The organism is Reella acinonychis (assembly GCF_052828705.1).
The window spans coordinates 395,262-409,726 of sequence record NZ_CM128256.1 but is presented as its reverse complement, the minus strand read 5'-3'; the positions used below and the strand labels follow the sequence as shown (position 1 = coordinate 409,726).

Below are 14,465 nucleotides of genomic sequence, written 5' to 3'. Positions count from 1 at the left end.
TTTATCACTCCTTTATTAAATTCATGCCAAACGGATTTGCTTCGCCACATCATCAAACACTTGCTGCGATTCAGGTAAAGAAATAATACCAATAAATACATGGAAAGCATTATCAAAGATGTTCACTTTACAAGGCGTGTTAGTAGTTTTGATTTTTTGTGAAAGCTTTTCTACATCGCCAAATAACATATCGCAAGTGCCTTGATAAATATGCATTGGAGGCAAATCACTCAATTCATCATAAATGGGACTGACCTGCGGATCGGTTGTCGAACGCTTGCCAGCCCATTGTTGTCCACACCAAATCAGACTGTCTTTGCCTAGCATCGGATCTTTTGGTGCAATCTCATCCACATAGGGATGCGTCATCGTTACATCTAACCAAGGGGAAAACAAAAATAATCCTTTTGGCAAAAGTTGATGTTGATTTCGCAATTCAATCGCCAAAGCTAACGCCAATCCTGCGCCAGCTGAATCACCTACAAAATAACAGCCTTGTTGGCAATATTGTTGATAAGTGGCTAGCACAAAAGGTAATTCCGTATCAATATTGCCATAAGGAGCTGGACGATAAATAGGCACAATCACTGTGGCACCAGTACGCTTGATCAATTCCTCAATAATTTGCCAATGTGCTGGCACCAAATCATTCACATAAGCGCCACCATGCAAATAGAACAAAGTCGTATTGCTGGCGTGCTGATATGGCTTTAAGCGAATCACCTGTCGTTCCTGCACATATTCCACCTCAACCTGACAACGTTGTTTGAGGCTATCTGAAATATCGGCACGCGGTTTTGCACTCTGTACTTTTTTTTGAATATGCTCAACGCTAATAAAGCTATGGGTTTGATAAGACAGGTATTTTCGATAAATATTCAACATTAACGACATAGGATTTCTCTGGCACATAAAGTGATTAAAACGCTTTTCATCATAAACGCAAGCTCAGTAGAAAAAAAGCAATTTCAATGAGGTTTGCTAAACTCATCACAAAAAGTGCGGTGAAAAATCACTTAATTTTGCTGCTTTTGGTTATAATGAGCAAAAATTTTATTGGGAAAGCTTATGCAACAATATTATCTTGGCATTATGTCGGGAACGAGCTTAGATGGCGTAGATATTGCTTTATTGGATTTCCAATCCACGCCAAAAATGATTGCCACTGATTTTACACCAATGCCTGAAGCGCTGCGTCAGCAGCTCAGCGCATTATTGCAATCCGGACAAACCAGTTTGCAAAACTTGGGCGAAATTGATCATCAACTCGGCCTACTTTATGCCGATAGCGTTAATCATTTTCTGCATAAACATCAAATCAATCCCGAACATATCCAAGCCATTGGTTGTCATGGACAAACTATCTGGCACTCGCCAAATTCAACTTATCCATTCACGATGCAAATTGGTGATATGAATCTTGTCGCAGCTCGAACAGGGATTACCACCATTGCCGATTTTCGTCGTAAAGATATGGCAATGGGCGGGCAAGGCGCGCCATTGGTGCCTGCTTTTCATCAAGCCTTATTTGCAGATCCACAATATTTTACTGTGGTGCTGAATATTGGCGGTATCAGTAATATTTCCGTCTTGCAACCTAATCAAGACTCCATTGGTTATGATGTGGGCGTGGGCAATGCCTTGTTGGACAGTTGGATTGAGCGTCATCAAGGCAAACGTTACGACAAAAATGCGCAATGGGCGAAAACAGGGCACATTAATCTGGCATTACTTAAAGATTTATTGGATGAACCTTTTTTCCAACAGCCTGCACCCAAAAGTACAGGACGCGAGTTATTCAATCTGCATTGGCTCGACAAAAAGTTAGCAAAATACACCGCACTTTTGCCCGCAGATATACAACGCACCCTTGTGGAATTTACCGTTCAAGGCATTGTGCAAGAGCTCAATCACTTTCAAACAAGCTATCCTTGCCGCTTATTAGTATGTGGTGGTGGCGCAAAAAATCCATTGATTATGCAATCCCTTAAGGATCATCTACCACAATGGCAAGTGCAAACCACCAATGATTATGGCGTTGATTTAGACTATGTAGAAGCCGCTGCATTTGCATGGCTGGCTTATCAGCGTATGAATAATTTACCTAGCAATATGCCAAGTGTCACAGGTGCCAAAAGTGCGGTCTGTCTTGGCGTCGTTTTTCCAAAGGAATAAGCAAAATGGCAGAACAAAATTTATTGCAAGCCCTCGGGCAAATGATTACGGAACAACGCAATCCAGCTTCACAACAGATTGATCAATTGCCTACCTTAGAGATGGTAAAAATCATCAACAATGAAGATAAACAAGTGCCACTTGCCATTGAAAAATGCTTACCTCAAATTGCCTTAGCAGTAGAAAAAATTGTGCAATCCTTCAAACAAGGTGGGAGACTAGTCTATGTAGGCGCAGGTACCAGCGGACGTTTAGGTGTGCTTGATGCCTCGGAATGTCCGCCAACCTATGGCGTGCCAGCTGAAATGGTAGTAGGCATCATTGCAGGAGGAGAACGCGCGTTGCGTCATCCTATTGAAGGGGCTGAAGATAATATTGAACAAGGCAAAAAAGATTTACAAACTATCGATTTTTCAGAGAAAGATGTGTTAGTAGGCATTGCTGCAAGCGGACGAACCCCCTATGTCATCGGTGCGTTAGAATATGCCAATCAATTGGGTGCCACCACCGTAGCGATTGCCAGCAATCCAAATTCCGCCATGGCACAAATTGCACAAATCGCCATTGAAACCCTTGTGGGACCAGAGGTTTTAACAGGTTCAAGCCGTATGAAATCAGGCACTGCGCAAAAATTAGTGTTAAATATGCTTACCACCGCCAGTATGATTTTAATGGGAAAATGCTATCAAAATTTAATGGTGGATGTGCAAGCTAGTAACGAAAAATTACGCGCAAGAGCCATTCGAATTGTTATGCAAGCAACAGAATGTTCGAAGGAGATCGCCGAACATAATCTAAAAATTGCCGATAATAATGCCAAATTAGCGATTATGATGATTTTGTCGAATACAGATAAACAAAGTGCGATGGCATTGTTGGCAGAAAACCAGGGAAAATTACAGCTCGCGCTCAATGGCGCAAAATAGAAATGAGGGCAGAATTAAATCTGCCCATGAGATGACAGCAAGTCTAACACTTGTTCATGCTGAATATGTTTCATGCCTGAGGCAGATAAATAAAGTTGTTGCTTGCCATAGCAACCAATTAGTTTAGGGTCCGTTGCACCATATAAAGTAATGTTAGGCACATCTAAAGCAGCGGTTAAATGCGCCAACCCCGTATCCACTGAAACCACTGCTTTTGCCTGTGCAATTTGCTGTGCTAATTCAGTTAAGGTTAATTTAGGCAAAACAATCACATTTTTCACCGCACTTTGCACTTGGCTAGCAATCCATTCTGCACGCTGACGCTCTTTTTCATTGCCCCAAGGCAAACGAATCTGCAACTCACTATGGGAAAGCGCGGTTAATTTTTGCGCTAATTTTACCCATTCCTCATCAAGCCAATGTTTATCCGCACGCGTCGTCGCATGGATAAATAACATATAGGGCGTTGAATTCACTTCGGCAGAAATAAAATGACGGGCGATACCATAATCACCTTGCCTATCAGGCAAAGGGTAACCGAGGCTTTGCGCAAACAGTTGGCGAATACGCTCTACCGCGTGTTGCTGATAAGGAATGTGATAAGTTTGATCATAAAAATACGCCGCCAAAGGCTCTCTTGCACAATGACGATCATAACCATACTTTTTGCCCTTAGCTAAACGCGTCACCAACAAAGCACTTTTCATTAACCCCTGTGCATCAATCACTGCATCATATTGATTTTGCTGCAATAATTGTCGATACTGTTTCCATTGTTGCCAAGTCGTTGCATTCAATAATTGCTTACGCCAGCGACGAATTGCCACAGGAATTACTTGATTCACCGCTGCATGCCAGCGTGGAATTTCCGCAAAAGCTTCTTCCACCACCCAATCAAATTGAATATTGGGAATGGCTTGCTGCGCGTCCGTTAACGTAGGTAAACAATGTAGCACATCGCCCATGGATGAGGTTTTAACGATCAGCACTCTCATTCAGTAATTCCTGCAATTTTTCCATCACCATTTCAGGCTGAATATCAATCAGGCTTTGATGATAACCTTCTTTGCTGTCCTCGCCCTTGCGAATTTTAATTAATCCACCCTCAATCAAACGGATAATGACGGCTTTTTCTGACAATGGTGGCGTATATTGCGGACTTGTTGGACCATACAACGCCACCAGTGGACGACCTAATGCAGCGGCAATATGCATTAAACCGCTGTCATTAGTCACCATCGCTACACAATCACTAATGAGATCAACCGCTTGATTAAGTTCTGTTTGACCCGCTAAATTAACACAATAGCGTTGGAGATTTTCAGGCAAACTTTGGCGGATTTGCTCGCCCACTTCAACATCTTTCGCCGAACCGAATAAACGAATACTATAGCCTTGCTCAATTAACATCGCTGCAAGTTTGGCATAATGATAATGAGGATAACGTTTGGCAGGACCAAATTCAGCACCAGGACAGAAACCAATCGCTGAACGATGTTCGGCTAGATGAAATTGTGCAGCAAATTTTTCTTTCGTTTTTTGCACCGCACTTTCCTCAATGGTCAAGTAAGGTGTTGGAATAGGTAAATCCTGTGCAGTTGGAATTTGCCCTTTTTCGTAGCCAAGCGCCACATAACGTTGCACCATCATGGGATAGTCATTTTTATTGGCACGCAAATCATTCAAAAAGAAGTAGCGACTTTCCCCTTTCCAGCCTCGTCTTAAGGCAATTTTGGCAAAAAAAGGAATAAATGCTGATTTTAAAGAATTTGGCAAAATAATCGCCATATCATATTGATGACGCAAAGATTTACCAATTTTATAACGTTCAGCCAAAGCAAAAGCACCATGTCCAATGGGCATTGTTAAGGCATTTCGCACTTCAGGCATACGCGCCAATAAAGGCTTACACCAATTGGGTGCTAGCACGTCAATTTCACAATCAGGATATTGAACTTTCAGGGTTTGATATAAGCTGTGCGACATCATCATATCGCCCACCCAAGATGGCGCAATAATTAAAATATTCATTTTTCTACCTACAAAAATAAAGTGCGGTCAAAATTTCATTAATTTTAACCGCACTTTCATAACAATGGTAGGAATTATTTACGATTTAACCACGCCATATATTCCGCCACGCCTTCAGCAACAGATTTAAACTTATCGCTATAACCCGCTGCACGCAATTTGCCTAAATTCGCTTGCGTATATTCTTGATAGCGTGATTTCAAATGTTCTGGGAATGGAATGGTTTCAATTTCGCCTTTGCCATGATGTTTAATCACTGCTTCAGCAACATCGCGGAAGCTTTCCGCTTTGCCTGTACCTAAATTATAAATGCCCGAAATACCTGCTTGCCATGCCCAGATATTCACTTTTGCCACATCACCAACATAGACAAAATCACGCAAAAAATGCTCTGAACCGGCAAATAATTTTGGATTTTCGCCTTTTAAAATTTGGTTATTCAAATGGAAAGCCACACTTGCCATGGAACCTTTATGCTGCTCACGCGGGCCATATACATTGAAATATTTGAAACCACAAACTGGCGAGCTGATTTCAGGTAAAAGGGCACGCACATATTCATCAAATAAGAATTTTGAATAGCCGTACACATTTAATGGGCCTTCAAATTGACGCTCTTCCACAAATTCGGTTTTATCACCATAGGTCGCTGCACTTGAAGCATAGAAAAACGGAATTTCACGATCTAAGCAATAATGCAACAACTCTTTCGAATATTCGTAGTTATTGTGCATAATGTATTTGCCATCCCATTCCGTTGTCGCAGAGCAAGCGCCTTCATGGAAAACTGCATCAATTTCGCCAAACTCATCGCCGGCAATAATCTGTGCAATGAAATCCTCTTTATCACAATAATCCGCAATATCTAAATCCACTAAATTAATGAATTTAGTGCCATCTTTCAGATTATCCACCACTAAAATATCTTTACGGCCTAAATCATTTAATGCTTTTACGATATTACTACCGATAAATCCTGCACCACCTGTTACGATAATCATAATCTGCCCTCTTGTGTTAGAAATTGTTGTCTATTGTAATCTATTTTTGCCAAAACTACCCAAGTTTTCACCGCACTTTAAAATAAAAAGGCTTGAATATTCAAGCCTTATTTTTTAATCATTTGCGTTGAAATCGTCTAAGCTATCGCTTACCACACCCGACAGCGTATAAACTCGTTTGGTGGTATTCACACGCGTGCGGTATTTATTCCACGTTTTTTCAAAAAAAGTTTCTGCAGCACGCTCACCACGACAGAATGCCACAAAGGCTTTTTCTTCTGCCGTTGCTGGTTTACGTTCACCTGAATCTAATGCTTTGAACGCTTGACCATATTGTTCTAAAGCTTGCGCTTCTTTAATCGTGTAATCGCCATGACGCGCAAAGCCACGCGGGTAATTTTTGTCGTCAAAGAAGCGACGTTCAACGCTAAAACTTTCAGCCATAATTTGTTTCCTTAAGTTATTTTTTCAATAATTCTTTTACTGTATTCACATAATCATTAATAAAATCATCATGTGATAAACCTTCCGCATTTACGCGGAATTTGCCATTAACATAAAAATCAGGTACAGAACGCACCGCAAATTGCTGCGCTAAATTCTCTTGTTTTTTCACTAAAGCGTTTACTGCAAAACTATTGATCCCACCATCAAATTGTTCCGCTGTAATGCCATTATCAATAAATTTCTGACGAATATCGTCCATTGAGCCTAGCTTATCTGCTTGAGCCGCTTCAAATAATGCCGCTTTCACTTTTTCTTCTGCGCCTAACGCCATGGCTAATGCCCAAGCACGCGTTAAGTTTTCAGACTGACGACCTAAGAAATTGACATGATATTGTTGGAAAGCAGTCCCTTCTGGTAAACCCTCTTTCACTTGTGCTGGGATTTTGTATTGCATTTCAAAGGAATAGCAATGTGGGCAATAAAATGAGAAAAACTCAACCACTTCAGGTTGTGCTGAGCGTTCTTGTTGTAAAACAATATATTGTTTACCTTCCGTTAAATCAGCTGCTTGTGCTTGGAAAGTTGCTGCAGCGGCAGCCGCAATTAAAGTAATAAGAAATTTTTTCATCTGTGTTCCTAAATTATTTCAAAATACCACGCGCTTTTAATAACGCAGTTTTAAAATCATCTTCGTAATCTTTTTTAATGCCTGGGATGGGTTCAAATTTATCCGCATCACGCATTTTCAATTGATAAATAATGATTTCATCCGATAACTCTGTAAGGGGTTTATCAAATCCTGCTTCATCTGCAATAGATTGCAAAATTTGCATTAAACTCATTTCAGGGTCTTTCTTAGACCAATATGGTTGTAAAAGTTCCAAAACCTCATTCAAACGATGACATTTCATAATCTTTTCCTTAATATAAAGCCTGACAAATTAGCTAGGGCAGAATGATACTTGAATTAAGGACGAATGACAAACAATGATGACAATTAGTGCCGTAATTTTAGCAGGTGGATTAGCGCGACGTATGCAAGGTGCTGATAAAGGCTTACAACTTTTACAAGGAAAGCCTTTAATTCAGCATATTATTGAACGCTTATCCCAACAAACCTCTCATATTTCCATTAATGCGAATCGCAGCCAAGAAGAATATGCCCAATTTGGTTTTCCCGTTTTTGCGGATCAATTAGCGGATTTTCAAGGACCATTAAGTGGTATTCAAACCGCTTTAAGCCAAGCAGAAACGGATTATTTGTTATTTGTGCCTTGCGACTGTCCTTTTTTACCCTTAGATCTGCTGGAAAAATTAAAAAGTGCGGTGCAAAACAACGCAGTTTTAGCCGCTTATGCTACTGACGGAGAACGCGAACATCCCACATTTTGTTTGCTTTCTCATCAGCTGGCACAACCTTTGGCTGATTACTTGACTCAAGGCGAGCGCCGTATGCTGCAATTTATGCGCCAACACAATGCCATTGCTGTACCTTTTGCAGAACAAAAACACGCATTTCGTAATTTCAACACCTTACAAGAATTAGAGGAAATGAATGAAACGCTGTGATTGGGTTGGCGATCTGCCTATTTACATTGCCTATCATGACAATGAATGGGGCGTACCTGAATTTGATAGTCAAAAATTATTTGAACAACTTTGCCTTGAAGGGCAGCAAGCGGGGTTATCTTGGATTACGGTTCTCAAAAAACGCTCGGTCTATCGTGAGGCGTTTTTCAATTTTGCCCCAGAGAAAATCGCTCAAATGCAAGAAGAAGACATTGATTTATGCATGCAAAACGCAGGCTTAATACGACACAGAGCCAAATTGGAAGCCATTGTCAACAACGCTAAAGCCTATGTTGCAATGCAAAAGTGCGGTGAAAATTTCAGTGATTTTATTTGGTCTTTCGTCAATCATCAACCGCAATGCAATGCCGTTCCTCATCTATCAACAGTGCCAACTAAAACTGCAATTTCAAGTCAAATGTCAAAAGCATTGAAGAAAAAAGGCTTCAAGTTTGTTGGCGAAACCACTTGTTATGCATTTATGCAAGCTGCCGGCTTAGTGAATGATCATCTTGATGATTGTTTTTGTAAGCATAAATAGCTGACCTTTACGCCAATTTTCTTGTATAATCAATCCAATTTCCACAACTGAATAGTTCACTCATGAAAAAGCATTCTTACACATTACTTTCGCTATCACTTTTAACCGCACTTTACAGTGCCAATAGTGCGGCGAATATTGAAGACTTACGTCTTCGTTGCTTAGCGGGAGTACCTCAATTTTCAGGCGAACAGGTAACTGGCGATCCGAATCAGCAACCTGTTTATATTGAAGCCGATAGCGCAGATATCATTAACCCAGTGCGTGCATTATATGCAGGGGATGTCGATCTTAAACAGGGCAATCGTCATTTGAAAGCCAATGAAATTGAAGTGACGCAATCTGGCACAGGCGAGCAAGCGCAACGTTATGCTTATGCGCGTGGTCAATTTGATTACAAAGATGAGCAAATCAATTTATCTGGCGATAATGCAAAAATCCACTTAAATAGTAAAGATACTGATATTGAAAATGCACAATATCAATTTGTGGGTCGTCAAGGTCATGGTTCAGCACAAAGCTCAGAAATGCGTGGCGATTATCGTCTATTAAAAAATGCGACTTTTACTTCTTGCTTGCCTGATGATAATTCTTGGCAAATTGAAGCCAATGAAATTAAACAACATATCAAAGAAGAATATGCAGAAATGTGGCATGCACGCTTTAAAGTAGCTGGCGTTCCTATTTTCTATACCCCTTATTTACAATTGCCAATTGGCGATCGTCGCCGTTCAGGATTGTTAATGCCAGATTTCGGTACATCAGGCCGAGATGGTTATTGGTATGCTCAACCGATTTATTGGAATATTGCACCAAACTATGATGCCACTTTCACACCGAAATATATGTCGCGTCGTGGCTGGCAGTTAAACAGTGAATTCCGCTATTTAACTGTATTAGGTGAAGGCAAAATCGCTAATGAATATTTAGGCAAAGATCGTTATAGCGAATACAACGACAATAAGAGTCGCCATTTATTCTACTGGGCACATAACGCAAGATTAGGCAGTGATTGGCGCCTCAATATTAATTACACCAAAGTGAGTGATAAACATTATTTCTCTGACTTTGATTCAAGCTATGGTAGTAGCACCGATGGTTATGCAGACCAAACAGCTCGTTTAGCTTATTATCAACCAAACTGGAACTTAGCAATTTCAGCGAAACAGTTCCAAGTGTTTGATGATCTGCAAGTTGGACCTTATCGTGCCTTACCACAAATTGATTTTAACTATTATAAAAACGACTTAGCCAATGGTTTAATGGACTTTAAACTCTTTGCGCAAGCCGTTCATTTTGACAATGATAGTTCTGACATGCCAACTGCTTGGCGTTATCACTTAGAGCCAACCTTAAATATTCCATTAGCGAACAAATATGGTAGCTTGGATATTGAAACCAAACTCTATGCAACTCATTATTCACAAAAAGCAGGTAAAGGCATTGATGCAGATACTCAATCTTCTGTTACACGTGTCATCCCTCAATTAAAAATTGATTTGCATAGCTTATTAGCAACACAAAAAACTTTCTTAGATGGCTATACCCAAACAATTGAACCACGAATTCAATACCTATATCGTCCTTATAAAGATCAGAGTAACATCGGTTCTAAGCGCAGTTCAAATTACCTTGGTTTAGGTTATGACTCTGCGCTATTACAACAAGACTATTTCTCTTTATTTAGAGATCGTCGATATAGTGGACTTGACCGAATTGCTTCCGCAAACCAATTTACCCTTGGTGGCACAACACGTTTCTACGATGAAAAAGGCGAAGAACGTTTTAATCTTTCCTTAGGACAAATCATTTACTTAAATGATTCTCGCGTGGATGGCAATTCACAAAATAGTACCACAGGGCGCGCTTCTTCTTGGGCATTAGAAAGTAGCTGGAAAATTAATGATCAATGGAATTGGCGCGGTAGTTATCAATATGATACACGTTTAAATGCTGCTTCGTTAGTGAATTCAACCTTAGAATATAACCCTTCAGGTAACAATCTAATCCAGTTGAATTATCGTTATGCAAGCAAGGAATATATCGACCAAAACTTAACTGCGGCGGTCAATCGCTACAATCAGGATATTCAGCAAATTGGTGCAACTGTTGCTTGGGAACTCAATGATCAATGGGCGGCGGTTGGTCGTTACTACCATGATATTGCACTCAGCAAACCAGTGGAACAATATGTTGGGTTACAATACAACACTTGCTGTTGGGCAGCTGGAGTGGGCGTTCGTCGTTATTTAGTAAATGAAACAGACAAGCGTCGATATTCAGATAAAAAATCAACCCTGTATGATAATAGCATCCACTTTAACGTTGAGTTACGCGGTTTAGGTCGCAATGATCATCATAGTGGTATCGTAGAAATGCTTAACAAAGGCATGCTGCCTTATGTAAAACCATTTGATTTATAAATAAGATAAACCGCACCTTAAAAGTGCGGTTATTTTTCGCCAATTTTTCATTAGGGACAATAATATGGCATATATTTTACTTGGCGCATTTTTTTTAACCGCACTCATCTTCATCTATAATTCGCATTATAAATGGACATATTTATTTGCGAGCGCATTATTCCTTTTCTTCGTTGGCATAATGTTAGGAATAACAGGACAATGGCAGCGCAGTATTAATTTTGCTTCGGTGCTATTTGTTGTGCTGATGTTATTCCATCGTCTGAAAATTCATTATTACAAACAACCATTACTCATTTCAGACTTCTTTTTAGTATTCGATTGGCGAAATTGGGAAACGTTACTGCATTATCGCACTGCTATTCTCGCTGTATTTGCCCTGTTAGCCATCCTTGCTTACGGCATATTCGGTTGGTCTAACGAAGTCAGTTTAGGCTATGGCTGGCAGATTGCGGGAGCAATATTAACCGTACTCAGTTTTGCCATTATGTTCCATTACAGTAAAAACCCTGATGCTACTGCAGTTTGGTTAGATTCATTGCCAGATGATGGTCGCGATGTCTTTTTAAATTTACCCATGTCTTGTCGTGGTGTCTTTTTTAAAACACCCGCCTATGAAGGAAACGGCGAGGCATTTAAACAACAAATGCAACAAGTTGAACATTATCCTCTCTTATCTGATGAGCAAACAAAGCCTGATATTGTTGTATGGTTGCAAGAGTCAACGCTCAATCCGCACAGTTTAGCTATTGCCAAACATCAAATTCCGCCAATTACCATGTATGAGAAACAGGAAGATACCTTATTCCTCAGTCCCTTGCGCGTACATACCTTAGGCGGGGCCACTTGGAAATCAGAATTTGCCTTTTTATCTGGCGTTCCTTCTACAGATTTCGGTGCGATGGCAAGTGCGGTATTTTATTCGGTAGTTCCTCATCTCAAAACGAGTTTTATTCAAAATCTAAAACAAAATGGTTATTTTTGTGTGGCATTATCGCCTTTTACAAAAGGCAATTACAACGCAAAAGCGGCCTATGATCATCTTGGCTTTGATCTTATGCTTCAGCCACAAGATTTAGGTTACCCGGCGCCAATTGGTAAAAATCTATGGCATATTGGTAGTGATGAAATGAGCCATTACGCAAAAATGATTTTAGAGAAAAAACACAACGCACTAGAACAAGTCAATCAACCGATCTTCCTCTATGTGCTCACTATGAAAGAGCATGGTCCTTATCGTTCTGATTGTGATGATTATTTCCAATTGGCAGAAAATGGCTTTAGTGCCAAAGGGCTAAGCGAATTGAATGATTATATCCAGCGTATTGTTAACTTAAATGAAGTGATTGAAGAATTTAATCAATATTTAAAACAACGTGAAAATGCCTATGTATTGGGTTATTTTGGCGATCACCAAATCCAGATTTCAGGTGCAGAACCGGGCTATGTTTGGAATTATGTAAACCCTAATTACGTCACTCAATTCGCTTTGCGCAGTAATTTAAAACATCAGTTTACACAACAACAAGATTTCCTCGATCTCGCTCAAGTATCAGGGGTTATTTTAGAAGCCGCAGGACTAGCAGCAGATGCATTTATGCAAGCTAATATTGCCATGCGTAAACTCAGTGGAGGCAAATTGCAAGATTGTGAAGATGCTCAGCTATTAGCAAATTATCGTCATTACTTATATGCTAAACTGAAAATCACGCAATAAGTGCGGTGTAATTTCAAGAAGTTTTAAAACAAAAAAAGCCAGCTTAATTAAGCTGGCTTTTCATTAAGTTATCATTAACCTTGAGAAGAAATACGTTTCATATCTGTCATATAACCACGTAATTCTTGACCGATAATCTCAATTGGATGATTTCGAATAGCATCATTAACATCGCGTAAAGTAATGTTATCAATTTCTGCTGTTGGTGTTGGTTCACCTAAATCACCACGCTGTAATTGTGGAACAATTTCTTTTGCTAAAATTGGGGTCGCCACATTAGCAAATAAATAGTTACCATATTCTGCTGTATCAGAAATCACCACGTTCATTTCATATAAACGTTTACGTGCAATGGTATTCGCAATTAATGGCAATTCATGTAAAGACTCATAATAAGCTGACTCTTCATAAATACCTGCTGAAACCATGGTATCAAAAGCTAACTCAACACCCGCTTTCACTAATGCTACCATTAATACACCGTTGTCAAAATATTCTTGCTCAGAAATTTTGATACCATCCGCTTTTGGTGCATTTTCAAAGGCTGTTTGACCTGTTGCTTCACGCCATGCTAATAAGTTTTTATCGCCATTATTCCAGTCTTCAATCATCACACGAGAAAATTCGCCATTAATGATTTCATCCATATGTTTAACAAATAAGAATGCCAAGCTTTCTTTAATTTGTTCTGCTAATTCAAAAGCACGTAATTTTGCAGAGTTAGATAAGCGGTCCATCATTAACGTGATACCACCTTGTTTTAAGGCTTCAGTAATGGCTTCCCAACCATATTGGATTAATTTACCAGCATAAGCGGGATCCTTGCCATCAGCGATTAATTTGTCATAACAAATAATTGAACCTGCTTGTAACATACCACAAAGAATGGTTTGTTCACCCATTAAGTCAGATTTCACTTCGGCAACGAAAGAAGATTCTAATACACCTGCACGATCACCACCTGTTGCTGAAGCCCAAGCTTTTGCAATGGCTAAGCCTTCGCCTTGTGGATCGTTTTCTGGGTGAACCGCAATTAAGGTTGGTACACCAAAACCACGTTTATATTCTTCACGCACTTCTGTCCCTGGACATTTTGGTGCCACCATGACTACGGTAATATCTGGGCGAATTTGTTCACCCACTTCAACAATATTTAAACCATGAGAATAACCTAAAGCAGCGCCTTTCTTAATTAATGGCATCACATCGGCAACCACTTTGCTGTGCTGTTTATCTGGTGTTAGGTTAATCACTAAATCTGCACTTGGGATTAATTCTTCGTAAGTGCCTACTTTAAATCCATTCTCTGTGGCACGAGTAAAAGAAGCGCGTTTTTCAGCAATGGCTTCTGGACGTAAAGCATAAGCGATATCTAAACCGCTATCACGCATGTTTAAACCTTGGTTTAAACCTTGCGCACCGCAACCAACGATCACGATCTTTTTACCTTTTAAATAAGCGCAACCATCCGCAAATTCAGTGCGTTCCATAAAACGACAACGACCTAATTGATCTAATTGTTGGCGTAAATTTAAGGTGTTGAAATAATTTGCCATGTCATTTTCCTTCTAAATGAGTTTAAGAATAATATTGTGTCTGCATACTTTGTATGTGTATTTGATTATACCGCGCTCT

At 39.9% G+C, this 14,465-nt stretch carries 14 protein-coding genes; 6 read left to right on the top strand and 8 right to left on the bottom strand.

Going from position 1 to position 14,465, the window contains the following annotated elements; all coding sequences use genetic code 11:
* Window positions 1–21 precede the first annotated feature (21 nt).
* On the bottom strand, window positions 22–894 hold the full coding sequence (locus ACUXZ4_RS02080) for an alpha/beta hydrolase fold domain-containing protein (protein WP_464973405.1): 873 nt from the start codon (window positions 892–894) through the stop codon (window positions 22–24).
* A 174-nt stretch (window positions 895–1,068) separates the two neighbouring features.
* Between ACUXZ4_RS02080 and ACUXZ4_RS02075 the strand changes: the two genes are divergently transcribed.
* Together ACUXZ4_RS02075 and murQ are read left to right on the top strand one after the other, a co-directional pair.
* Window positions 1,069–2,175 carry an anhydro-N-acetylmuramic acid kinase gene (locus ACUXZ4_RS02075; RefSeq protein WP_464973404.1) on the top strand — a complete coding sequence of 369 codons (1,107 nt, stop codon included), beginning with the start codon at window positions 1,069–1,071 and terminating at the stop codon, window positions 2,173–2,175.
* Between the two features lie 5 nt (window positions 2,176–2,180).
* Complete coding sequence (murQ, locus tag ACUXZ4_RS02070; protein WP_464973403.1) at window positions 2,181–3,101, top strand: N-acetylmuramic acid 6-phosphate etherase; 921 nt, start codon at window positions 2,181–2,183, stop codon at window positions 3,099–3,101.
* Between the two features lie 14 nt (window positions 3,102–3,115).
* Here the strand turns inward: murQ and rfaC are convergent, their stop codons facing one another.
* From rfaC to ACUXZ4_RS02040, 6 genes are all read right to left on the bottom strand, one after another.
* Complete coding sequence (gene rfaC / locus ACUXZ4_RS02065) at window positions 3,116–4,096, bottom strand: lipopolysaccharide heptosyltransferase RfaC (RefSeq protein WP_464973402.1); 981 nt, start codon at window positions 4,094–4,096, stop codon at window positions 3,116–3,118.
* Window positions 4,077–5,132, bottom strand: a complete 1,056-nt coding sequence (gene waaF / locus ACUXZ4_RS02060) for a lipopolysaccharide heptosyltransferase II (protein ID WP_464973401.1) — start codon at window positions 5,130–5,132, stop codon at window positions 4,077–4,079. Before waaF ends, rfaC begins: the two co-directional genes overlap by 20 nt.
* 74 nt (window positions 5,133–5,206) lie before the next feature.
* Entirely contained in the window at window positions 5,207–6,133 is a 927-nt protein-coding gene (gene rfaD / locus ACUXZ4_RS02055; protein ID WP_464973400.1) for an ADP-glyceromanno-heptose 6-epimerase, read from the bottom strand.
* 114 nt (window positions 6,134–6,247) lie between these two features.
* Complete coding sequence (locus tag ACUXZ4_RS02050) at window positions 6,248–6,577, bottom strand: MaoP family protein (protein WP_464973399.1); 330 nt, start codon at window positions 6,575–6,577, stop codon at window positions 6,248–6,250.
* 16 nt (window positions 6,578–6,593) lie between these two features.
* The gene (gene dsbA, locus ACUXZ4_RS02045; RefSeq protein WP_464973398.1) at window positions 6,594–7,208 is read right to left on the bottom strand and encodes a thiol:disulfide interchange protein DsbA; all 615 of its coding nucleotides are present in this window, start codon (window positions 7,206–7,208) and stop codon (window positions 6,594–6,596) included.
* A gap of 13 nt (window positions 7,209–7,221) precedes the next feature.
* Window positions 7,222–7,491 (bottom strand): YihD family protein, encoded by a 270-nt coding sequence (locus ACUXZ4_RS02040; protein WP_464973397.1) that lies wholly within the window; start codon window positions 7,489–7,491, stop codon window positions 7,222–7,224.
* 76 nt (window positions 7,492–7,567) lie between these two features.
* On the opposite strand from ACUXZ4_RS02040, the gene mobA reads away from it, so the two are divergent.
* The 4 genes from mobA (at window position 7,568) to ACUXZ4_RS02020 (ending at window position 12,830) form a co-directional block, all read left to right on the top strand.
* A complete protein-coding gene (mobA, locus tag ACUXZ4_RS02035) occupies window positions 7,568–8,149 on the top strand; it encodes a molybdenum cofactor guanylyltransferase MobA (RefSeq protein WP_464973396.1) in 582 nt (193 codons plus the stop codon).
* A complete protein-coding gene (locus tag ACUXZ4_RS02030; protein WP_464973395.1) occupies window positions 8,136–8,690 on the top strand; it encodes a DNA-3-methyladenine glycosylase I in 555 nt (184 codons plus the stop codon). The genes mobA and ACUXZ4_RS02030 overlap by 14 nt, the downstream gene beginning before the upstream one ends.
* A gap of 62 nt (window positions 8,691–8,752) precedes the next feature.
* On the top strand, window positions 8,753–11,113 hold the full coding sequence (lptD, locus tag ACUXZ4_RS02025; RefSeq protein WP_464973394.1) for an LPS assembly protein LptD: 2,361 nt from the start codon (window positions 8,753–8,755) through the stop codon (window positions 11,111–11,113).
* Between the two features lie 64 nt (window positions 11,114–11,177).
* The gene (locus tag ACUXZ4_RS02020) at window positions 11,178–12,830 is read left to right on the top strand and encodes an LTA synthase family protein (protein ID WP_464973393.1); all 1,653 of its coding nucleotides are present in this window, start codon (window positions 11,178–11,180) and stop codon (window positions 12,828–12,830) included.
* A gap of 74 nt (window positions 12,831–12,904) precedes the next feature.
* Here ACUXZ4_RS02020 and ilvC read toward each other — a convergent pair whose 3' ends face one another.
* Window positions 12,905–14,386, bottom strand: coding sequence for a ketol-acid reductoisomerase (gene ilvC / locus ACUXZ4_RS02015; protein WP_464973392.1), 1,482 nt, complete (start codon window positions 14,384–14,386; stop codon window positions 12,905–12,907).
* Between the last annotated feature and the right edge of the window lie 79 nt (window positions 14,387–14,465).